The organism is Streptomyces albus subsp. chlorinus (assembly GCF_013302895.1).
GTDB classification, from domain to species: Bacteria; Actinomycetota; Actinomycetes; order Streptomycetales; family Streptomycetaceae; genus Streptomyces; species Streptomyces chlorinus.
In genome coordinates this window covers 3,862,395-3,883,789 of sequence record NZ_VJOK01000001.1, presented here as the reverse complement: position 1 = coordinate 3,883,789, position 21,395 = coordinate 3,862,395, and the positions used below count along the sequence as shown (strand labels likewise).

Annotated in this window: 18 protein-coding genes and 1 tRNA gene; 10 read left to right on the top strand and 9 right to left on the bottom strand. The window is 69.4% G+C overall.

The window, feature by feature from the left end; all coding sequences use genetic code 11:
- The first annotated feature begins 28 nt into the window (after nucleotides 1–28).
- The 3 genes from FM076_RS17260 (at nucleotide 29) to FM076_RS17250 (ending at nucleotide 4,326) form a co-directional block, all read left to right on the top strand.
- The gene (locus FM076_RS17260; RefSeq protein ID WP_173871774.1) at nucleotides 29–2,362 is read left to right on the top strand and encodes a (Fe-S)-binding protein; all 2,334 of its coding nucleotides are present in this window, start codon (nucleotides 29–31) and stop codon (nucleotides 2,360–2,362) included.
- A 389-nt stretch (nucleotides 2,363–2,751) separates the two neighbouring features.
- On the top strand, nucleotides 2,752–3,159 hold the full coding sequence (locus tag FM076_RS17255) for an ATP-binding protein (RefSeq protein WP_173871772.1): 408 nt from the start codon (nucleotides 2,752–2,754) through the stop codon (nucleotides 3,157–3,159).
- 141 nt (nucleotides 3,160–3,300) lie between these two features.
- Nucleotides 3,301–4,326: a YIP1 family protein gene (locus tag FM076_RS17250; protein WP_173871770.1), complete on the top strand. Its 1,026-nt coding sequence runs from the start codon at nucleotides 3,301–3,303 to the stop codon at nucleotides 4,324–4,326.
- A 621-nt stretch (nucleotides 4,327–4,947) separates the two neighbouring features.
- Here the strand turns inward: FM076_RS17250 and FM076_RS17245 are convergent.
- The 4 genes from FM076_RS17245 to FM076_RS17230 form a co-directional block, all read right to left on the bottom strand.
- Nucleotides 4,948–6,483 (bottom strand): ricin-type beta-trefoil lectin domain protein, encoded by a 1,536-nt coding sequence (locus FM076_RS17245; RefSeq protein WP_173871768.1) that lies wholly within the window; start codon nucleotides 6,481–6,483, stop codon nucleotides 4,948–4,950.
- A 385-nt stretch (nucleotides 6,484–6,868) separates the two neighbouring features.
- On the bottom strand, nucleotides 6,869–7,366 hold the full coding sequence (locus tag FM076_RS17240; protein ID WP_173871766.1) for a phosphoribosyltransferase family protein: 498 nt from the start codon (nucleotides 7,364–7,366) through the stop codon (nucleotides 6,869–6,871).
- Nucleotides 7,367–7,387: 21 nt separating this feature from the next.
- Nucleotides 7,388–7,963 (bottom strand): dCTP deaminase, encoded by a 576-nt coding sequence (gene dcd, locus FM076_RS17235; protein WP_173871764.1) that lies wholly within the window; start codon nucleotides 7,961–7,963, stop codon nucleotides 7,388–7,390.
- A gap of 82 nt (nucleotides 7,964–8,045) precedes the next feature.
- On the bottom strand, nucleotides 8,046–8,753 hold the full coding sequence (locus FM076_RS17230; RefSeq protein WP_345945427.1) for a transposase: 708 nt from the start codon (nucleotides 8,751–8,753) through the stop codon (nucleotides 8,046–8,048).
- Nucleotides 8,754–9,532: 779 nt separating this feature from the next.
- On the opposite strand from FM076_RS17230, the gene FM076_RS17225 reads away from it, so the two are divergent.
- Nucleotides 9,533–9,606 (top strand) — tRNA-Gly (locus FM076_RS17225).
- A gap of 159 nt (nucleotides 9,607–9,765) precedes the next feature.
- Here FM076_RS17225 and FM076_RS17220 read toward each other — a convergent pair.
- On the bottom strand, nucleotides 9,766–10,554 hold the full coding sequence (locus tag FM076_RS17220; RefSeq protein WP_173871760.1) for a GntR family transcriptional regulator: 789 nt from the start codon (nucleotides 10,552–10,554) through the stop codon (nucleotides 9,766–9,768).
- Between the two features lie 113 nt (nucleotides 10,555–10,667).
- On the opposite strand from FM076_RS17220, the gene FM076_RS17215 reads away from it, so the two are divergent.
- From FM076_RS17215 to FM076_RS17205, 3 genes are read left to right on the top strand one after another with little or no spacing between them, the layout of a single operon-like run.
- Nucleotides 10,668–11,075: an NUDIX domain-containing protein gene (locus tag FM076_RS17215; RefSeq protein ID WP_173874816.1), complete on the top strand. Its 408-nt coding sequence runs from the start codon at nucleotides 10,668–10,670 to the stop codon at nucleotides 11,073–11,075.
- Nucleotides 11,076–11,120: 45 nt separating this feature from the next.
- Nucleotides 11,121–11,594 (top strand): ATP-binding protein, encoded by a 474-nt coding sequence (locus FM076_RS17210; RefSeq protein WP_173871757.1) that lies wholly within the window; start codon nucleotides 11,121–11,123, stop codon nucleotides 11,592–11,594.
- Complete coding sequence (locus FM076_RS17205; protein ID WP_173871756.1) at nucleotides 11,591–11,911, top strand: hypothetical protein; 321 nt, start codon at nucleotides 11,591–11,593, stop codon at nucleotides 11,909–11,911. The genes FM076_RS17210 and FM076_RS17205 overlap by 4 nt, the downstream gene beginning before the upstream one ends.
- Nucleotides 11,912–12,441: 530 nt before the next feature.
- Here FM076_RS17205 and FM076_RS17200 read toward each other — a convergent pair.
- Nucleotides 12,442–12,729 carry a hypothetical protein gene (locus FM076_RS17200; RefSeq protein WP_243274542.1) on the bottom strand — a complete coding sequence of 96 codons (288 nt, stop codon included), beginning with the start codon at nucleotides 12,727–12,729 and terminating at the stop codon, nucleotides 12,442–12,444.
- A 1,067-nt stretch (nucleotides 12,730–13,796) separates the two neighbouring features.
- Between FM076_RS17200 and FM076_RS17195 the strand changes: the two genes are divergently transcribed.
- Nucleotides 13,797–15,155: a hypothetical protein gene (locus FM076_RS17195; RefSeq protein WP_173871752.1), complete on the top strand. Its 1,359-nt coding sequence runs from the start codon at nucleotides 13,797–13,799 to the stop codon at nucleotides 15,153–15,155.
- Between the two features lie 645 nt (nucleotides 15,156–15,800).
- Here FM076_RS17195 and FM076_RS17190 read toward each other — a convergent pair.
- The 3 genes from FM076_RS17190 to FM076_RS17180 form a co-directional block, all read right to left on the bottom strand.
- Entirely contained in the window at nucleotides 15,801–16,292 is a 492-nt protein-coding gene (locus FM076_RS17190) for a hypothetical protein (protein ID WP_173871750.1), read from the bottom strand.
- A gap of 653 nt (nucleotides 16,293–16,945) precedes the next feature.
- Entirely contained in the window at nucleotides 16,946–17,938 is a 993-nt protein-coding gene (locus FM076_RS17185) for an MBL fold metallo-hydrolase (RefSeq protein ID WP_173871748.1), read from the bottom strand.
- 68 nt (nucleotides 17,939–18,006) lie between these two features.
- Nucleotides 18,007–19,311, bottom strand: coding sequence for an MFS transporter (locus FM076_RS17180; RefSeq protein ID WP_345945060.1), 1,305 nt, complete (start codon nucleotides 19,309–19,311; stop codon nucleotides 18,007–18,009).
- Nucleotides 19,312–19,804: 493 nt separating this feature from the next.
- Between FM076_RS17180 and FM076_RS17175 the strand changes: the two genes are divergently transcribed.
- Nucleotides 19,805–20,038, top strand: coding sequence for a hypothetical protein (locus FM076_RS17175; RefSeq protein WP_173871746.1), 234 nt, complete (start codon nucleotides 19,805–19,807; stop codon nucleotides 20,036–20,038).
- Nucleotides 20,025–21,395, top strand: a 1,371-nt coding sequence (locus FM076_RS17170; protein WP_173871744.1) for an amidase, incomplete at its 3' end; no start/stop codon positions are given. The genes FM076_RS17175 and FM076_RS17170, both read left to right, overlap by 14 nt.

Genomic DNA, 21,395 nt, shown 5'->3' with positions numbered 1-21,395 from the left:
CTCGACCTTCGTGCTCCGAGGAGCCGCTATGCAACTCGCCGCCATCGTCATCACGCTGGTCCTCAGCGCGGTCGGCGTTGCGCTGTTCGCCCGCGCCATCGCGCAGATCTACCGCTTCGTGAAGCTCGGACAGCCGCTCCCCGCGGGCACCCGCAAGGACAGTCCCAAGCAGCGAACGGCCACCCTGCTCAGGGAGTTCCTCGGCCACACGAGGATGAACAGGTGGGGCGTGGTCGGCGTCGCCCACTGGTTCGTGATGGTCGGCTTCCTCACCCTGCCGCCGACGATCGTCAACGCCTACGGCCAGCTCTTCCAGGCCGACTGGACGCTGCCGGTCCTCGGCGGCTGGCTGCCGTACGAGATGTACATCGACTTCATCGGCGTGGCCACCACCCTCGGCATCGCCGTGCTGATGGTGATCCGGCTGCTGACCCTGCCCTCCCGCGCGGGCCGCAAGTCCCGCTTCGCCGGTTCGAAGATGTGGCAGGGCTACTTCGTCGAGTACGTCATCTTCGTCATCGGCCTGGCCATCCTCGTGCTGCGCGCCCTGGAGGGCGCGCTGCACCACGTGGACGGCTACGAGCCCGCGTACTTCCTCTCCTACCCGCTCGTCGCCGCCTTCCGCGGGCTGGAGACCGGCACCCTCCAGAACCTCGTCTACTTCTGGGCGCTGATCAAGCTCGGGACGACCATGATCTGGATGATCACGGTCAGCCTGAACACCAACATGGGTGTGGCCTGGCACCGCTTCCTGGCGTTCTTCAACATCTGGTTCAAGCGCGACGCGAAGGGCGGCACCGCGCTGGGCGCCCTCCAGCCGATGATGTCGGGCGGCAAGGAGATCGACTTCGAGACCGCCCTGGACGAGGACAACGAGGAGGAGGTCCGCTTCGGCGCCTCCCAGGTCGAGGACTTCTCCTGGAAGGGCATCCTCGACTTCTCCACCTGCACCGAGTGCGGCCGCTGCCAGTCGCAGTGCCCCGCCTGGAACACCGGCAAGCCGCTCTCGCCCAAGCTGCTGGTCATGTCGCTGCGCGACCACGCCTACGCCAAGGCCCCCTACCTGCTGGCCGGCGGCGGCAAGACCATGGAGGGCGAGGAGAAGGCGACCGAGGAGCAGCTGGCGAACGTCCCGCGGTCCGCGCTGGACGAGGCCGAGCGCCCCCTGGTCGGCACCGCCGAGGAGGGCGGCGTCATCGACCCGGACGTGCTGTGGTCCTGCACCACGTGCGGCGCCTGTGTCGAGCAGTGCCCCGTGGACATCGAGCACGTCGACCACATCGTCGACATGCGCCGCTACCAGGTGATGATCGAGAGCGCGTTCCCGTCCGAGGCCGGGACGATGCTCAAGAACCTGGAGAAGAAGGGCAACCCCTGGGGGCTGGCCAAGAAGCAGCGGCTGGAGTGGACGAAGGAGCTTCAGCGGGAGGCGGGGTTCGAGGTGCCGGTCGTCGGCAAGACGATCGAGGACCTCACCGAGGTCGAGTACCTGTACTGGGTCGGCTGCGCGGGCGCCCTGGAGGACCGCGCCAAGAAGACCACCAAGGCGTTCGCCGAGCTGCTGCACATCGCGGGCGTCAAGTTCGCGATCATGGGCGGCGACGAGAAGTGCACCGGTGACTCGGCCCGCCGCCTGGGCAACGAGTTCCTCTTCCAGCAGCTGGGCGAGGAGAACGTCGCCACGCTCAACGCGGCCTTCGGCGAGGACGAGGGCACCCAGCTCCCCGCCGCGAAGAAGAAGATCGTCGCGACCTGCCCGCACTGCTTCAACACGCTCGCCAACGAGTACCCGCAGCTGGGCGGCCACTACGAGGTCATCCACCACACCCAGCTGCTCCAGCACCTCATCGACGAGGGCAGGCTGGTGCCGGTCACCCCGGTCGAGGGGCTGATCACCTACCACGACCCGTGCTACCTGGGCCGCCACAACAAGGTCTACACGCCGCCGCGCGAGATCATCGGCCGCGTCCCCGGCCTGCGGAACGAGGAGATGCACCGGCACAAGGAGCGCGGCTTCTGCTGCGGCGCCGGCGGCGCGCGCATGTGGATGGAGGAGCGCATCGGCAAGCGCATCAACAACGAGCGCGTGGACGAGGCGCTCTCCCTCAACCCCGACATCATCTCCACCGCGTGCCCGTTCTGCCTCGTCATGCTGACCGACTCGGTCAACGGCAAGAAGGCCGCAGCCGGCGGTGGCTCCGCCACGGGTGGCCAGGCCAAGGAGAACCTCCAGGTCGTGGACGTGGCACAGCTGCTGCTCGACTCGGTGAGGACGCCGCCCGCCGGGCCGTCGGACGGCGACGGCGAGCCGGCCCGGGACCCGGAGCCCGAGCCCGGCCCGGAGCCGGCTCCCGCCAAGTAGCCGGCTCCCGCCAAGTAGCCTCTCCGTACTGTCCGTTCATCCGGCCGGCCCCGTGGCGCACGGGGCCGGCCGTTGCGCGTTTGTCGGCACGTCGTGGTCAAATGCGATCAGTTACCGCACCACACGAGTCAAACCGCTGTCGCGGTATACCCATTGCCGCGTACCGGGCCTAGCCTCCTAATCGCGCTCACGCGCGCGGCGCGGCGCGGCGCGATCGAGGAACGCGAGGAGGAGCACCAGGTGGCGGACCGTGAGGCCCCGGGTCGTACGGCCCAGGACGGACCGGCCGAGAGCGACCGGCCCCCGGGCCCCCGCACGGGCGCGCCCCCTCGCCTCCCCGCCACCGCCGCCCCGGCAGTGGCCCCGCGCGGCAGCGGGGAGGGCGCCGCATGCTGAGCCCCGAGCTTCTGTGCCGGCTCCGCTTCACCCTGCGGGACCTGCCCCGGCTGCGCGCCGAGGTGGAGGCGTGCGCCGCGTCGGCCGGGCTGGGCGAGCCGCGCCGGGGCGAGTTCGTCGTCGCGGTCGACGCGGTGGCCACCAACGCCGTCGAACACGCGGGCGGCGGCGGCCAGCTCGTCCTGCGCAACCTCGGCAACGAGCTGGAGTGCCAGGTCGCCGACTCCGGCCCCGGCTTCACCGAGGACGTCATCCCCGAGCTTCTGCCCGGACTCGACGGCGCCACCAGCGGCCGCGGCCTGTGGCTGGCCAAGCTGGTGACCGACCGGCTGTCGGTGGCCGACTCCGCGGCGGGCAAGGGCTCCGTGGTCACCTTCGCCGTACGTCTCCCCGAGGGCTGAGCCGCCGCCCGGGGCCTCCGCCTTCCGGTGGAGACAGCCCCACCGACATCCCCTAGGGGATGTCACAGGTCAGCAGCGATGTCCGGCCATCTCACCCGGCTGTGGCGCGCGAGGCGCGCGCGAGAGGGTACGTTCGATGACGTGGCTGGTTTCAGGAGCGGACGCGGCCGGGACTCCCGGGGCGCGCAGCAGCATGGGCAGTACCCTCAGCACCCTTCGGGCCCGCCGTACCCGCAGGGCCCCGGCGCGGGACCCGGCCCCGGCATGGGCCCGGGTCCGGGCAGGGGACCCGGCCCCGGTGCGGGACCCGGCCCCGCCCCCCGCGTGAGCGCGGGCTGGCCGGGCGGACCCGCCGATCCCGGGTACGGGGAACCGGAGTACTTCGGCGAGCCGCACCCACCGCACTCTCCACCACACTCCCCGCCGCACGGAGCACCGCACCCGGCACCGCCCGGCGCACCGTACGGGCAGGCGGCCCCGCAGGGGTGGCACGCCCAGGACCCGCACGCCAACAACCCCGGTCACACCCAGGCGTTCAGCATCCACGACCCGTACGGCCCCGAGGGGGACGACTACGGCGACGGCGCCACCTACCACGCGGGCAGCGCCCCCGCCCCGCCCTCCGGACCGCGGCTGCACTGGAAGGACCTGCTGACCGGCATCGTCCTGCGACCCAACCCCACGTTCTGGCAGATGCGGGACTACGCGGTGTGGGGCCCCGCGCTGATCGTCACGTTCGTCTACGGGCTGCTCGCGGTCTTCGGCCTCGACAAGGCCCGCGAGGACGTGATCAACACGACGATCTCGCAGGCCGTCCCGTACGTGATCACGACCGGCATCGCCGTGGTCGTCGCCGGCCTCATCCTGGGCGCCGTCACGCACACCCTGGCCCGCCAGTTCGGCGGGAACGGCTCGTGGCAGCCCACCGTCGGCCTCGCCATGCTGATCATGTCCCTGACGGACGCGCCCCGACTGCTGTTCGCCCTCTTCCTCGGCGGCACCAACCCCGTGGTGCAGGTGCTCGGCTGGGCGACCTGGGTGCTCGCCGGATTCCTGTTCACCTCGATGGTCAGCCGGTCCCACGACCTGCCATGGCCCCGTGCCCTGGGCGCCTCGGCCATTCAACTGCTGGCACTGCTCTTCCTGATCAAGCTCGGCACACTGTAGCTCGCAGGCTGTGAGGGGTGAGGGGCGGAATGCGTTCCGCCCCTCACAGCAGTAGGCCCGGGATCCGGGGGCCGCCCCCGTCGGGGACACCGGGACATCCGGGCACCGGCACATCGGCGGGACGCCGGGACACCGGTACATCGGCGGGACGCCGGTACACCGGCGGACGCCAGGACACCGGGACACCGGAACGGCCCGGTCAGGCACATCGACCAGGAACACCGGTCAGGAGCCAGTCAGCAGCCAGTCAGGAACGCCAGGTACACCAGTCAGGAACACCGGTCAGGAACGCCAGTCACGCACGGCCCCGGGCGGCGATGCCCGGGGCCGTTTCCGCAGGCGGGACCTTTCCGCAGGTGGCGCCTTCCTGCCGGTGCGGGTGTTCCCGGGGTGGCGCCTTCCCGCAGGTCGGGGCGTTTCCGGGGGTGGGGCTTTCCCACACGAGGGGCTTTCCCGCACGAGGGGCCTTCCCGCAGGCGGGACCTTCCCGCACCAGGGGCCTCCACGCGGGGGGCCTCCAAGTGAGGGCCTCTATACGAGGGGCCTCCATACGAGGGGCCTCCGTGCGAGGAGCCTCCGCACGAGGGACCTCCGTGTGAGGGACGGACCCCGCTGTGCCTCTCAACTGGTGAAGCGCTGGGCCGGTGAGCCGTCGCATGCCGCGAGACGGGCGCGGTCCTCCAGGCCGGGCAGGGTCACACACAGGCCGGTGTCGGAGGCGGGGCGGAAGGTGGCGCCGTCCCGCACGAAGCGCTGCCCGGCCGCGTCGGAGCAGTCGCCCAGCTCCAGCCCGGCCCCCGCCTTCGCCCCGCCCTCCGGCTGGACGCACCGGTCGTGGGTCTGCCCCGCGTAGAGGGACTTGCCCGCCGCGTCGTACCACCACAGCTGGTTGCGCTGGCCGGGTTTGCAGGACCAGCCGCGCACATCGGTGCCGATCCTGCTCTGCCCGCCGTCGGCGTCAAGACAGGTGCCGGTGCCCTCGTTGCGCAGCCGCTTGAAAGCGTCGTCCCAGGCGAGCGGGTACAGCTCCGGTTCGCCCGCGCCCTTCGGGTCGGCGCAGGACGCCTCGCGCACACCCTGCCGCGCCGCCTGGTACATCCGCGTGAAGCAGGTGGCGAAGGCGGCGTGACCCCGCTCGTTGGGGTGGAACGACTGCCGGACGGAGTTGGCGTCCGGCGGGAAGGGGTTGGACAGGTCCACGGAGAGACCGCGCGCCCAGGTGTTCTCCATGCACACCTCGTGGCCGTGGAAGAGCCGGGAGGCGTCCAGGTAGCTGACGCCCGTACGCGCGGCGGCCTCCCGGATGCCCCTCTCGAACTTCGGCACCGCCGTGTTGCGGCCCCAGGCGGCGTCACTGGTGTAGCCGGCGCAGCCGCCCGCGAGTTTGCCGGGGAAGCCGGGGTTGTCCTCGAAGTCGGGACCGATGGGGCTGGGGTAGCCCATGACCACGAGCTGGTAGTCGCCCTCGGCGTACCCGGCGTCGCGCATGACCGTCCTCAGGTCGTTGATCGTGCGCTCGACCTTGGGTACGAGCCCTTCGATACGCGCGTCCCAGCCGGGGACGTACTTCGGCTCGCACCGCCCCTGGAGCGTCAGATAGCGGGTGACGCAGTCGGTGATCACCGGACCGAACTGGAGGTCGTCGTTGGCGCCGACGACGAGTTCGATCTGCTTGAGCCGGGTGTTGCGCGCCTTGATGGCGAGGCTGTCACTCTGGACGAGTTCGTCCGGGTACTGCTTGCTGCCGCCGATCCGGATGTTCTCGGTGCTCGCACCGGAGCAGGCGACGTTGTACGACACGTCCACGTCCAGGCCCGTCCGGTGCACGGCCGAGTCGGGCGAGCGGTGACACCAGTTGTCGGGCCCGTCGGTGCCCGGCTCGTAGGTGCCCACGCCCTCACCGGATATCTCGCTGTCGCCGAGCGAGATGGCACTGGTCCTGCGGGTGTCCAGGGGCGGTGCTTCGGCACTGCCGTAGAGCTTCTTCGCCTCCTCCGCCCGGATCTTCTCCAGCTCCGGCGGCAGCGGGGTGGCCTGCGCGGCCCGTTCCGTACCGCCCCCGTCGCCGGGAACGGCCGCCGCCACCCCCGCCCCCGCCCCGCCGAACACCATGACCAGAGCTGCCGCGAGCGCCGTCGCGGGTCTCACACGCGCCATCAGGTGATCTCCCTACGGCCGGTATCCGTTTGTGGTTATCAGCGGTTCTTACCCGCAGGTAGAGAAAAAGGGAACCACTCGCGCGCACGCCCGCAGGTGGGTGGACGGGTTGGGGTTGGGGGGTGTCGGTTGGGGGGTGTCGGTTGTGGCTTCGGTGGTCGGGGGCTGGGGGTTGAAGGCTGGGTTCGGGCTCGCTCTTCGCGTGGAGCGCCTGGAAACTGCCGCTCACCCTCGTGGTGGCGGCCACGCAGCCCGCGGACACGCTTCCGCCGGAAGACGCGGCGTACGCGGCCGGCCTGCAGGTCGCGGCGATCGCCGCGGGCGGGGGCGTACTGGTGACGCTGCTGAGCGAGGTGACCGATCCCTCGGACGAGGTGCACGGCCCTCAGGCGTCGAGGACCTGCCCCTCACGCCGTACGACCGGGGGCTCCACGGACCAGGGGAAGTTGATCCACTGATCGGTGCGCTTCCAGACGTAGTCGCACTTCACCAGCGACTGCGACTTCTCGTAGATCACCGCGCTGCGCGCCTCGGCCACGTGCTCCGCGCAGAAGTCCTGCACCAGCTTGAGGGTCTTGCCGGTGTCGGCGACGTCGTCGGCGATGAGCACCTTCTTCCGGCTCAGGTCGACGACATTGGGGACAGGCGGCAGCATGACGGGCATGGCGAGCGTTTCACCCACACCGATATAGAACTCGACATTCATGACATGGAGGTTCTTCACGTCGAGCGCGTACCCGAGCCCGCCCGCGACGAAGAGGCCGCCACGGGCGATGGAGAGGATGATGTCCGGCTCGTAGCCGTCGTCGGCCACGCTCTGCGCCAGATCCCGGATGGCCTGGCCGAAGAGGCTGTAGGTCAGATTCTCGCGCTCGTCACTCACGGAAGTCTCTCTCGGTCGGTCTCAGACGTGGGTCCGGTGGAAGTTCAGGTACGAGCGCGACGGGGTGGGTCCGCGCTGGCCCTGGTAGCGGGAGCCGTACTGGGGCGATCCATACGGGTGCTCGGCGGGGGAGGTCAGCCGGAACATGCACAGCTGGCCGATCTTCATCCCCGGCCACAGCTTCATCGGGAGGGTCGCCACGTTCGACAGTTCGAGGGTGACGTGCCCGGAGAAGCCCGGGTCGATGAACCCGGCGGTCGAGTGCGTCAGCAGCCCCAGCCGCCCCAGCGAACTCTTCCCCTCCAGCCGCGAGGCCACGTCCTCGGGCAGCGAGATCACTTCGTACGTGGAGGCCAGCACGAACTCCCCCGGGTGGAGGATGAACGGCTCATCCCCCTCGGCCTCGATCAGCCGCGTCAGATCGGACTGCTCGACGGCGGGGTCGATGTGGGGGTACCGGTGGTTCTCGAACACCCGGAAGTAGCGGTCCAGCCGGACATCGATGCTGGAGGGCTGCACCATGGCCGGATCGTAGGGGTCGATCCGGACCCGGCCGGCGTCGATCTCTGACCGGATGTCCTTGTCTGAGAGAAGCACGGCCCGAGACTACGCGCACGAGGTGGGGCCGGCCCAATCGGACACTGTTGGTAAATGGCCCCTTGGTTGCGTCCCGCTGCCGTCAGGCAGCGGGACGCAGTCGTTCGAAGCGGGAGATGCGGGTTCCGGCGCGGGGTGTGCCGGTGATCCAGGCGTCGAGTCGTGTGAGGTTCATCGCGGTGGCGGTGAACAGGTGTTGGAGGCGGGTTTCGGGGTGGCTGCGGTATCGGGACCGCCGCAGGCCGAAGGCCCGGACGCCTTGCGAGACGGTGGCTTCGATGCCCTGTCGTTGCTGGTAGAGGCTCCGCCACTCGGGGTCCCGCTGATCAGCGCGGTTCCGCTTCATGGCGTCGTGTGCGGCTTTCTCCCGCAGCATGATCTCCCGGCCTCTGCCGGCTTTCGACGGCGCGCAGGCGTTCACGTCAGGGCAGGTACGGCAGCCGGATACGGGAAACCGGACCCGGATCACCGGGATTCCGTGCGAGGAGACGCGGGGATACCAGTTGTCCGCAACCCGGCCGTTGGGGCAGGTGACCTGCTTGTTCTCCCAGTCAACGGCGAACGTGTCGATGGCGAACCTGCCGGTGGACTGGGTGGTGGTGTTCTTGCTGATCGGCCCGACCAGCCTGATGCCCGTATGCTCGGCGTCGGCCAGGCCCTGGGCGCCGATGTCGTTCGCGTCCACCAGGTGCACGGCGGGGAGTCTGCCGTGAGTACGCAGACCAGCGTGGATGGCATCGAGCATCTTCAGGTCGCCCACGGACGCGTCCGTGGTGGCGACGTGAGTGATCAGGTTGGGTGCGTCCGACTCGCCAGGCGGCCCCGGCGCGGGAACAAAGCGGAGAACGCCTCACCGCAGAAGACATCCGCGAACTCATCCCGCAGCCGCATCGCCAGCGTGCCGTCCGGACACACCGCCCGAGCCACCCGCACAGTCTCCGCCGGAATCTCACCCAACCCGGGCTCCCGCAGCGACACCCACCCTCCCCAAACGCACCGTCGGCCTTCACCACCCACAACAGGTGATGAAGGCCGACGTCACGCATGGGGACCGAGCCATTTACCAACAGTGTCCCGACGGGACGGCCCCGGTGACGGTCAGGGATCACTCCGACACCCTGACGGCACTACCTGCTACTCCACACTCGCGGGCCGGGCTCACGCCGACCCCGCACAACGGAGCGACTACCCCTTGCGCTGCCGCCCCACGGGCACCGCCTGCCGCAGCCGCCCACAGCGGGGGCACCGCAACAGCCGCCCCGGCCCGATCCGGGAGGACCCCAGATGCTGCATAGGGAACGTCGTGGTGCTGAACTCATGCCCCTCGGCACACCGGACGACGGTGGATTCCATCGCTTCCCTCTCCCCAGTCACGTGGATGCGTGGACGACAAAAGCCACGTTAGGGGATGAGTCCGACGCCGCCACCGTCGGCACTCCGCCCCCACCGTACGCCCCCCAACTCCCTTGTCACGCCCGGGAACAGCAAAAAGACCCAGGCCATCTGCGGCCAGGGTCTCCCATGCGGTACAGTATCCCCCGAAGAGCCACACACCACCGTCGGCTCCTCGCGGGCGTAGTTTAATGGTAGAACATGAGCTTCCCAAGCTCAGAGCGCGGGTTCGATTCCCGTCGCCCGCTCCACACTCCCCCTCGGGCCACAGCCCGAGGGTTTTTTGTGCCCGGCAAGACCTTCAGCCTTCAGCCGGACCACAGGGAAGCCCTGTCACGTTCATTCCTTCTTTTTCCTTTCTGTCACGCCCGGCATGCCCGACGACCACCCGTGGGGCGCCGCGTTTCCTCTTACCTGGCGGGGAGTTGGTAGGCGAGGACGTAGGCGTCGGCGGCCATGACGGTGTCGCAGACCTCGACCGCGCGGCCCTCGGTGTCGTAGGCGGTCCGGATGAGGCTGATGACCGGTACGCCGGAGGAGAGGCGGAGCATCTTGACCTCGGCCGGGGAGGGCATCCGCGCGCGGACCTCTTCGTCGAAGTGGTCCAGGCGGTGCCCCAGCTCTTCCAGCCGTGCGTAGATGCCGCCGGGTCCGGGGTTGGGCTCGGCGATCTGCGTACCGCGCGCCAGATCCAGAGGAAGGTACGAGACGGCGAACTCGACCGGCCGCCCATCCAGCAGGTACCGCCGACGCCGGGCGAGGACTTTACGGGCCGACCCGAGCCGCGCGGAGATGTCCGGGGTGGGCTTCTCCTCCCTCACCTCAAGACTGTCCACCTCGGGCTTGCTCCCCGCGGCTTCCGCCTCCACCGTGAAGGCCGACTTCCCCTGATCACGATGACGCCGCGCGAATCGGTCCGAGGCCAGCCGCCGCACTGGGGGCCGTGGCCGGACGAAGACGCCCTTGCCGTGTTCGGAGGAGACCAGCCCTTCGCTCTGGAGGATGGACAGCGCGTTGCGGACGGTCATCCGTGAGACGCCGAAGTGCTCGACCAGCTCCGATTCGGAGGGCAGCTTGGCGCCTTCCTTGAAGCGGCCCTTGTCGATGGCTTCCCGGAGCTGGTCGGCGATCTGTCGGAAGACCGCTCGGTCGCTGGTGGGGTCCAGTGCCCCGAGAATGCCGGAGGGAAGAGCCGCCATGGGTGTACTCCTTTGAATATCTAGACGAGATGCTGAGTTCTGTTGCTACGGTGGAGAAGCCTAGCCATCTGAGGGGACCGAGGAACGTGAGCACGGTAGAGCGCCCCCACTCCGTGAGCGTCGCAGGGGTCATCGTTGACGACGCGGGCCGAGCGCTGCTCATCCAGCGCCGTGACAACGGCCAGTGGGAGCCGCCGGGCGGGGTCCTGGAGCCGGGGGAGACCATCCCTGACGCGCTCCAGCGCGAGGTCCTCGAAGAGACCGGATTCAAGATCGCTCTTCCGGCGACGCTGACCGGTGTCTACAAGAACATGACGGGCTTGATCGTCTCGATGGTCTTCCGCTGCGAAGCGGTCGACGGCTCCCCGACCACCGGGGAGGAGACCTACGCGCTTCGCTGGGCCACCCGCGAAGAGGTCACCGAGCTCGCCGACGAGGCATACGCGGTCCGCGTCCTGGACGCGCTCGACGGGGCATCCCCGCCGGCCGTCCGGGCTCACGACGGCGTGCGACTCATCTAGAACACTTCCACTACCCATAGTGGCCACCAGTATGGAGGAACTTGTATGCACGAGTATATGAGTGACTGGCGGATCTGGGAACTCACCTGCCCAGGACTCCCCGAAGAGGTCAGCCGAGCCCGCCGCTGGACCCGCGATGTCCTGCGCGACAGCCCGCACGCCGACGACGCGGCCCTGATCGTGAGCGAGTTGGGCTCGAACGCGCTCCTGCACTCGGCGAGCGGCAGCACCAACGGGAGCTTCCGTGTCTCTCTGCATCGGTCACCCGGCACGGTCGTCCTGGCGGTCACGGACACCGGCGGGAGTACGACAAAGCCCCACGCCGAGACACCGGACGTGGACGAGACCCACGGCCGTGGCCTCAGCCTCGTGACAGCACTGGCCAGCCGCGTACGCGTCAGCGGAGACGACTACGGCCGGACGGTCACCGTCGAGATGCCCGACGAGCCTGACGAACCGACCCGACTCGCACCGCCAGGCGGACGCACGGCACTGCCCGCACGGAGGCCGACGCCATGACTGCCCAGCCGTTTCCCACAACGTGGGTCTACTACTGCGAGTGCTACGTCAACGAACGCCGCCTTGGCACCTACGACGCTTACAGCCTCCGCGAAGCCCTGCGCTGGGTCCGCATCAGCCTCATGATGATCGCGATGACGCTGGACGAAGAGCCTTACCGGGAGGCCCGTGCCTGGCTCGACCAGGGCCAGCCAGCAGCGGCCCGCGAACTCGAAGAGGGCAAGCGTCACACGCTCACCCTCAAGCAACGCACCACAGCAGCGACTTGGACAGTCAGCCCGATAGCGTGCCCGCCAGCTCACCAGGCGCGTGCGTAACAACTTTCTCTACGACTTCAAGGCGGCCCGCTCACGCGGGCCGCGCGCGCTGGCGGCCCGTGGCCGCCGCCCGCTCCTGTCTCCGCCCCGCTCCGCGCCGACCCCGGACCGCTCAGCGCGCATCCCAGCGCAGGAACCGCCTCCCTAGAACACAACTCGATTCGCCAGCGGATATACGCCAGTACCAGCACGACTCGGTGCACGAGGTCGACTCGCCCAGTTCCACCAAGCTCAGCACACCGGGAAGGCCCGTGGGGCGGCGCCAAGGTCTCGTCGCGACCTGCGGACCGGTCCCGCCAACGCCAGGTGGCGGCAGAGGCTGCGCGGAGGCGTCTGCGGGTCAAAGATCAGGGCAAGCGTGGCTGATGCCGATGGGTGGCCGAGGAGACCACGTACAGGTACTCAGACGTCTGTCCCGCCGTCGTGGCTGGCTTTCTCCGCTTGAGGCAACAGCAGCGATCGAGAATAGGAAGCCCGAACCGGCACTGCGGCAGCCAGGCGCCAAGTCGATACCTACCGGCGATAAGAACCTAGGGGCCCGGCTTAAAGAATTCAGCAATCGGCAAGTAGCGATGCCACTGACTTCCGAAGAACACCAGTAGCCCCAAAACACCAACGGCGGAAATAACCACGGCAGCAGTCACGCTAGGAATACCCAGCAGAGACACAGCAACGGCCGCACCAGCGATTAGCGTCACTGTGCCGCCAACGCGTAGCAGTTCTCGATCTCGGATCGGTTGAATATCCATCAATGACGCAGACGGCAGCAACGCGCCAACATGACCCGCAGCATAATTTTCCGTGATTGTGATGATCAACCCTGCCAGCTCTTCCAGCGCGCAGCCCGGCCTGCTTCCGTCCAATTGAGACTCAGCAGCACGCAGCCTAGAAACCACCTGACCGGCATGCCGTCGTAGTTCTGCGCGTCGCGGAGAGAAGTGCGGCACCGTCCCGCGCATACGATAAGCTCGCAGTAAGCCTCTCTCCAAGCGCCTGAGTGAGACTGAAAAAGCATGAAGGCGGACTGTACGGTACTCACCTCCAGCCCTGTGCGCCTCCGCGCATGCCTTAATCGTCTCGGCGCACTGCATTACCAGCCGATATCGATTGGCTACGACATACGCTTCTCTTGTAGACCCAGCGATAACAACAAGCAATAACGTCCACGCAACTAGCTTGCTGAATACCCTTGCGGAAACTTCATTCGAACCTTCTACGCTGCCCCAGTACAGGTAAGTGAGTAGTGTAGATATTCCAAGCCCTACAGCCTCCATGTGTAGGAGCGCGCCCATACTCGTTCCACTGATTTGACGGATAGCCGTGCGAACGGTAAGTGGCAGAGGCCACCAAGCGTAGCCAAGGCAGTCCAAGTCCGAGCGTAGACCTTCTATGCGCTTGTCAGACGTGCGTCGTACCCGTAGCCGACGCCATCGACGGAGGAAGCCGATCCCGGTCATGAGCGGTGAGGATGCCATAGCAGTCGACTGACACGGGAGGTACTGGCCATTCACGGTAGGAGGAGTGCCGTACGTGCGCCGCGCAACACCCGCACTAGATGCGCACCAGAACGATCGGTGATCAGCGGTCAACAGCGGACACCATGACGGCCCGTCGTCATCCAGCGAACCCCGCATCGGCCCAGATCAGCCGCCCAACTACCCGCCCACCCCCGTGATTCCCAAGCTCAGAGCGCGGGTTCGATTCCCGTCGCCCGCTCAGAAACAAACCCCCCAGGTCGTAGACCCGGGGGGTTTGTTTGCTGCCAGAGCGTTCGGACTGGCCGAATCTCGGTTCGCGCCCCCTTTGCCCACTTGCTTGCGCTCCGCCAACCGCGCCTACCTTCCCTCCGGGTCATGTCACGTGACGTCGCTCGAAGGGGGAACCGGTGAACGAGGACGCGCCAAAGCCCACCGCTGAAGTCCTGCAAGAACTGAGCACCACTTCCTACGTACAGATCCGCTCGTCCCACGAACTAGCCGATCAGGTCTCCAAGGCGGCGTCTGCTGAGGACGACAAGCGAGAAGACGACGGACGTGGGCCCCTACGCCGACGCACCGACTACAAGCCCGTTCGGGGAGCCCCGCGATCACTGGCCCTCACCCCTTGGCAGGTCATCCACGCCATCGGACTCGGAGCCGCATCTGCCCGGCAGGGAGCGGGACGAGGACTCGCCGAACACTGGGGCAGCCTGCGCTACAGCCAGGCCCTGGAAGGGAACCGAGGCGGCTACCTGCAACTGTCCGCCGAAGGGCGAGACTTGTTGCGCTTCTACAAGGCCACACAGTCAGGGGAGATCGGCACCGGTTTTGCATCGTTGTTGGCCGAGCACGTGATGAGGACCCGATACCCAGATCACTCGGTTTCGGTCATCCCGGCAGACATCGCGCTGAAGGCCGGCTGGACACTCCGCAGCACCGGCAAGGGCTCCCGCCCGGAGCCGCTGCAACGGCGACCGCACTTCTTTGTCGAGGCATGGCAACCGGGGCAGCCGTCCAAGGTCATCCTTGTCTCCTCGAAGGGCACTCACAGCGCCGTTCATCAGGTGTACAAGCAGCTCGCCACTGCCAGCGCCCACGTGGAATCGGTCCACATTGGACCGTACGGCACGGTTCCGTACCTGCTCATCGGCACGGAGATCCCGGCCAAGGAGAATCTCGCCGTACACATGCTGGAAGCACCGGGGAAGACCGTCCTTAGCCCGCCTGAAGGGGAATCCGGAGCCGATCTGGACCTCGTCCTGAAGGACGCGAACGAGATGGCCGAAGTCGTGCGGCCAGGAGAACGGAACGGTGTTGAGATCGTCCCCGGTTTCCAGGTGCTGCCCAAATCGTTCGCATGGTTCAGCATCGTACTGGCCCGGACGGAAGCAGCAACACTTACGGCCTTCACCGGGGGAGGCAAACCCACCGCGCAGTACCTGACCAAGGAGCAGGGGCACCGCCACTTCCAGCACGACGCCCAAGCCAACACTCGAAAGCTGCGAGACGCAGAACACCGCATACACGAGATCGACTTTGTGGGCACCGACCACATCTTCCGTCTCAACGGCACCCGCGTCGAAACGTTCTCCGGTCTCAAGAAGAGCCTCTACATGCACCTCCGACACGGGCGGGTCAACGAGTACCGCCGCGAGGTCCACGCACTGCGCGGACAGTGGCCGAACCACAGCGCATCGGAGGAGTGGGACTCTGTGTCCATCCGGGCCGACGGTTCCGTTATGGCTATCCGTCTCGGAGACGAATGACGCGGTATCCCGCCCTCATGCAGCGGGGGTGCGGCCCGGGAACGAAGACAGCCGCCGTGCCCGATCCGTGCCCGACGGGTCGGTAAGCCGCGGACATCAGCGGGTGCCAAGGAGAGCCCCCAGGGCTCTCCTGCTCCGTTGTCGCGGGTCAAAGCATCGATGCCAGCAAAACGCCCTGTGATTCCCAAGCTCAGAGCACGGGTTCGATTCACGTCGCCCGCTCCACACTCCTCCTCGGGCCACAGCCCGAGGGTTTTTTGTGGCCTGGCAAGACCTTCAGCCTTCAGCCGGACCACTGGAAAGCCTTGTCACGTTCAGTCTTTCCTTTTCCTTTCTGGCGCACCTGGCATGCCCGACGACCACCCGTGGGGCCGCGTTTGCCCTTGCCCGGTGGGGAGTTGGTAGGCAAGGACGTAGGCGACGGCGACCTTGAAAGAGAAGCGGAGCGCTTTTGTCTGTCTCGGTCGGGGAGGGCATCCGTGCTGATCGTGAGGGGGCTGGGCTCCCATGTGCTCCTGCGGTCGGTGAGTGACGGCCCCCAGCGGGAGCTTGCACGTCTGTGTGTGCCGGCTGCCCGGCGTTGGCGTCCTGGCCCTCACCGATACTGGAGGCGGCTGCGTCCGATGGCTCCGGTGCCCCAGCTCGTCAGGTGTAGGTCCAGCGCCAGGCGTTCGAGCTGAAGGCGCACTTGATTTTTCTGCCGCTTTCGGTGGAGGTCGTGGCTCCATGGTCGCTGTTGCGGCAGAACTGGCCTGCTGAGTAGCAGTTCCCCGAGTTCGAGACGATCGTGCAGTCGCCGACGCTGTTCCGGTCACTGTTGCCGCTGCCTGCGTCGACGGCGGGGGCGGTGACGGTCTTGGTCGCGGTGACCGTGAAGCCGGGCTTCTTCTTTGCTTCGACGGTCTTGGTGACGGCCGGCTTGGGCTTGGTTGTGGCCGTGGTGGTCGCGGTGACTGTCTGAGCGGGTTCGGCCTTGTACTCGGCGGCCTGTTGCCCACCATCCCCGGTGGAGCCGATGGCCAGTCCCGCGATGAACAGCGCCGATCCACCGACCCACACGAGTATGCGTCTGCGGAGCGGACGACTGGCGGGCGGGCTTGGCACCGGTGGTATGGGAGCAGTGTGCGGATTGGTCATCTCGTCACCCCGGAGAGTTTTGGGTGGAGTGACCGTAGTGCTCGCCGGAATGAAATGTGGGAGATGTGAGGGAGAAGTGACGTTTCCGTAACCAGTAATGGGCTGCGGCAGCCCCGACACTCCCCCGTCCCCGTCCCCGGCGAGCAGGGAGCGGTCGGCGGTCCGCGCGGTGGTGAGGGGCTGGGCGGGGCCGGCCTCCAGTCCCCTCGGAGGTTTCTCGGTGGAGACGGCCCCAGCAGGTGGGCTCCGTCCTCGTGGATGCCGCTGCTCACCTCGTACAGGGGCAGTCCCCTTCTTCCTCCTCCCCCCGGCCTTTCACCGCGGCGGCGGGCGAGACGTAGGGAATCGGCCACGGCGACCGGGTCGATGTCGTTGTCGGCGACCGGGGACGCGGGTGCGCAGGTGCGCAGGTGCGCGGGCGCGCGGGCGCGCGGGCTTCGGCGATGGTGAGGACGTGGAGGTGGATGTCCGTACGCGAGGTGTGTGACAGGCCGGTCCGCACCCCCCTGTAGCGAGCTGATGGGTTGAGGGCTGTGCGGCGCCCGGTGGGCCGGGGGCGGTGCGGGGTCGGGCCGTGGGTGGTCGGTGGCTGGTGGCCGGTAGTCGATGGGCGGCCGGGCGTCGCGCGCGGGTGCGGCGCCCGGCCCGTTCGTTCAGGCCGCCGGGACGGGCAGCAGCCGGTACGCGTCCCCGTGGGTGATCACGCGGCCGGCGGTGGGGGGTGCGAAGTGGGTGCCGAGGACGAGGGTTTCCGTGTCGGCGAGGGAGGCGAGCAGGGCGCGGCGTGAGGTCTCGGCCTGCCGCGGGTCGATGTCGACGCAGGCGCCGATGGCGGGGTGGGCGAGCTGGACCGGGTGGTGGACGCAGTCGCCGGTGATGAGTGCCGTTCGCGTGCCGCCGCCCCCGCTGGTCAGTTGGACGGCGACGTGGCCGGGGGTGTGGCCCGGTGTGGGCAGCAGACGCACGCCCGGGGCGATCTCGGCGCCCTCGGCGGGTACGTCCACGAGGTCGAGCAGTCCCGCCTCCTCCACCGGGATCACCGAGTCGCGGAACATCTGGGCGCGCGCCTCGTCCATGTCGTACGTCGCCCAGAACTCGCGCTCGGTACGGGAGGTGAGGTAACGGGCGTGGGGGAAGGTGGGGACCCATTCCCCGTCGACGGCCCGCGTGTTCCAGCCGACGTGGTCGGCGTGCAGGTGGGTGAGGACCACCAGGTCGACGGAGTCCGGGGGGAAGCCGGCGGCGGTGAGACGTTCCAGGTAGTCGGTCCGCAGGTCGTGCCAGGCCGGGTTGGCCCGCTCCTTGCCGTTGCCGATGCCGGTGTCCACGAGCACCCGCAGTCCGCCCGCGACGAACGCGAAGCTGTGGCTGTCGATACGCAGGACGCCCTCGCGGTCGGCGAAGTGGGGGTGCAGCCAGTTCTGGCCGGTCACCACCTCGGGGGTGGCGTCCGGCAGCAGCCACGGGCCGGTCGCGGGCGGCAGCGCGACCTCGTCGACGCGGTGGACGGTGACCTCCCCCACCGTCCAGGAGGGGACAGCGGCTGTGAGGGGGGCCGTGCCAGCGGAGGGCGCTGCCGAGGTCGTTGACGTGGTGGAGGGGGTGGAGGGGGTTACGGAAGTGGTGGGGTCCGGGGTGGTCGGCATGGTTGCCCTTTCCTGTGCTCTCTTCTGTGGGGTCGGGGGGATGGGGGAGGGGGTGGTTGGCAGGGTCGTCAGTGGTGAGGGTGGGGAGCGGGACCGGTGGCTGTCCCGCCGCGTGGCGCGGTGAGTGCCACCAGGGCCGCCACGGCGAGGAGGGCGGTGACGACGGCGTAGGCGTGGGAAGCGGTGGCGAGCCCGTACACCTGGGTGGCGGCGCCCGCGGCGATCGCGGGCAGGCTCATCGAGAGGTAGCTGAGGACGTAGTAGGCGGCCAGCGTCCTGGCGCGGTCCTGCTCGTCGAGCGACGCGAGAACCATGCGGAGCGCTCCCTGTGAGACGGCGCCGAAGGCGATGCCGGCCAGGGCGGCGCCGCCGTACACGGCGGGCAGTCCGGCGCCGTGCGGTCCGCTCAGCGTCAGGCCCGCCGCGGGCAGCACGGCCAGGCACCCGCCCCTCACCGCGGCGGAGGGCGCCACGCGCCGCAGCGTCCACACGGTGAGTGCGGCGGCGGCGCCAAGGGTGAAGAAGACCATGCCGCGGGCCGCCCGCGGCGCGTCAGGGGCCACCAGACCGACGAGGGCCGGTCCGAGGGAGGAGAAGAACCCGCCCAGTGCCCAGATGGCGACGACCCCGGTGCCGACGGCCAGCAGGGCGCGGCGCGTCGGCGCCGGGACACCGAGGCGCGGACGCAGCGACCGCAGCGCGCCGGGGCGTCGGCGCGCCGTCTCCGCGGTGAACGTGACCGCGATCGCCTGGACGACGAACAGGGCGGCCAGCAGCACGTAGACGGTGACGGTCGGAGCCGGCGCGACGCGCACGAGGAGGGTGGCGACCAGGACGCCCGCGGCCATGCCGGCGACCGGGGCGATGCTGTTGGTCAGCGCCGACCGGCCCGGACGCCGGGGGTCCGCCAGATCGAGGAGGGCCGCACCCGCGGCGCTGGTGGCCACGCCGGTGGCCGCCCCTTGCAGGATCCGGCCGGCCACCAGAAGCCCCGCACCGTCCGCCGAGGCCAGGACGGCCATGGAGGCGGCCTCCGCGAGCAGCGCGCCCACCAGCACAGGGCGCCGTCCCAGGTGGTCGGAGAGCGCCGAGGCGGTGAGCAGGGCCGACAGCAGCGCAAGGGCGTAGGCGCTGAAGACCACCGTGACAGCGAGCGGCGAGAGGCCCCACTCGTCCTGGTAGAGGGGGTACAGCGGCGTCGGCGCGCTGGACGCCGCCAGCAGGGCCGCCAGGACCGACGCGTCGAGGACGAAGGGAGCCGTACGGGACCGCCCCGCACGGTTCGCCGTACGGGACCACCCCGCACGATTCGACCTGCGGGGCAGGGTACGGGTCGCCGCGCGGTCCGCGGTACGGGTCGTCGCACGGTCCACAGTAAGGGGCGTCGCGCGCTCCGAGGCGCGGGTCGCCGCGCGCTCCGCAGTACGGGTCGCCGCGCGCTCCGCGATGCGAGTCCCCGCGCCCTCCACCGCGCGAGCCGCCCCCCTGCCCGCCCCCCTGTCCGCGCCCCGGGCACCGGCCACCGCGGGCCGGCAGCCCGCGAGGGCCTGTGGCGACGCGGACTCATGAGGAGCTGCGGCCTCAGCAACCGGGCAAGCACCCATTGTCGCCACGGTCTCAGCAGGCGACGTGGCCTCAGCAGGCGAGGTGACCTCAGCAGGCGACGTGGTCTCCGGGGGTGCTGTGGCCGTGTGTGGTGCGGGGGGTTCGGGTGGGGCGCTGGGCATGGGACCTCTTCGGGGAGTAAACGCAATTGATTTGCTTTAAGCCACCGTAGGCCCTACAGTCCACTAACGCAAACCATTAGCTTTTACGTCCGGAGCCGCCCCGCCGCTCCGGCCACGGCCGCACAGGGAGAGGACCGCCATGTCCGCCGAGGAACTCACACCGCAGGAGGCGGCCCGCTGGGCCGCCCGCGCGGGACTGCCGCTGGAAGACGACCGCCACCCTCCGGTCGCGGCGACCGCCCAGTACATCCACTCCGTCGTCTCGGTCCTGCGGGAGCTGGACTTCGGTGACACCCCGCCCGCCCCCGCCTACCGGATGGGGCCCGACGCCGCCGTCCGCGCGGAAGAGGAGAAGCACGATGCAGCTGTCTGATCTGAGCCTCACCGCCGCCGCCGACGCGATCCGGGAACGGCAGGCGTCCCCCGTCGAACTGGTGGACTCGGTCCTCGACCGCGTCGAGCGGCTCGAACCCCACCTGGGGGCCTACGTCACCGTCACGGCGGACCGGGCACGGAAGTCCGCCCTGGAGGCCGAGCGCGAAGCCGCGGCCGGGCGCTTCCGGGGCCCGCTGCACGGGATCCCCATGGGGCTGAAGGACCTGATCGACGTCGCCGGGGTGGCGACCACCGCGAGTTCCCGGGTGCGAGCCGGCCACCGCGCGACGGCGGACAGCACGGTCGCCGCGCGCCTGGAGGCGGGCGGCGCGGTCCTGGTCGGCAAGACCCACACCCACGAGTTCGCCTACGGCCTGACCACGCCGCAGACGCGCAACGCCTGGCATCCCGACCGGGTCGCCGGGGGATCGAGCGGCGGGTCGGCCGTCGCCGTGGCGGCGGGGACCGCGACCTTCGCCCTGGGCACCGACACCGGCGGGTCGGTCCGCGTGCCCGCCGCGCTCAACGGGGTCGTCGGCCTCAAGCCGACGTACGGCCTCGTCCCCCGCCACGGTGTGACGTCGCTGTCCTGGTCGCTGGACCATGTGGGCACCCTCGCCCGCACCGTCGAGGACACGGCCCTGGTGCTGTCCGAGCTGGCCGGGCACGACCCGCGCGACCCCGCCTCGCTCGCCGCCCCCGCGGCGGACCACCGGCCGGGCGCCGTCACCGACCTGAGGGGGCTGCGCGTCGGCGTTCCGCGCAACTACTACTTCGACCACGTCGACCCGGACGTGGAAGCCGCCGTCCGGCGCGCCATCGGCCGGCTGGAGGAGCTCGGCGCGCGGCTCGTCGAGGTCGAGATCCCGATGACGCGCTACGTGCAGGCGACGCAGTGGGGGCTGATGGTGCCCGAGGCGACCGCGTACCACGAGCGATCCCTGCGCGCGGTCCCCGACCTGTACCAGGCCGACGTGCGCATCCTCCTGGAAGCCGGTGAGCTGATGCCCGCCGGGGACTATCTGCGCGCCCAGCGCGCCCGGACCCTGATGCGGCGGGAGTGGGAACGGCTGCTGGAGCACGTCGACGTCGTCGCGGCGCCGACGGTGCCGGCCACCGCGGTGCCGGCCGAGCAGGAGACGCTCACCTGGTCCGACGGCACGGTGGAGGCCGTCTCCGACGCCTACGTACGCCTGTCCGCCCCGGCCAACATCACCGGGATCCCCTCGCTCAGTGTGCCGGTCGGCCACGACCGGGCGGGGATGCCGATCGGCATGCAGCTGCTCGGCCGGCCCTTCGGCGAGGCCACCCTCCTGCGCACCGGTCACGCCTACGAGCGCACGGAGCCCGCCCGC

Bases quoted from the DNA above. Each gene is read 5' to 3' on its own strand.
- FM076_RS17255 (WP_173871772.1), top strand. From the start codon at position 2,752: ATGCTGAGCCCCGAGCTTCTGTGCCGGCTCCGCTTCACCCTGCGGGAC.
- FM076_RS17190 (WP_173871750.1), bottom strand. From the start codon at position 16,292: ATGACCAATCCGCACACTGCTCCCATACCACCGGTGCCAAGCCCGCCC.
- FM076_RS17220 (WP_173871760.1), bottom strand. From the start codon at position 10,554: ATGGCGGCTCTTCCCTCCGGCATTCTCGGGGCACTGGACCCCACCAGC.
- FM076_RS17185 (WP_173871748.1), bottom strand. From the start codon at position 17,938: ATGCCGACCACCCCGGACCCCACCACTTCCGTAACCCCCTCCACCCCC.
- FM076_RS17245 (WP_173871768.1), bottom strand. From the start codon at position 6,483: ATGGCGCGTGTGAGACCCGCGACGGCGCTCGCGGCAGCTCTGGTCATG.
- FM076_RS17175 (WP_173871746.1), top strand. From the start codon at position 19,805: ATGTCCGCCGAGGAACTCACACCGCAGGAGGCGGCCCGCTGGGCCGCC.
- FM076_RS17210 (WP_173871757.1), top strand. From the start codon at position 11,121: ATGCACGAGTATATGAGTGACTGGCGGATCTGGGAACTCACCTGCCCA.
- FM076_RS17205 (WP_173871756.1), top strand. From the start codon at position 11,591: ATGACTGCCCAGCCGTTTCCCACAACGTGGGTCTACTACTGCGAGTGC.
- FM076_RS17260 (WP_173871774.1), top strand. From the start codon at position 29: ATGCAACTCGCCGCCATCGTCATCACGCTGGTCCTCAGCGCGGTCGGC.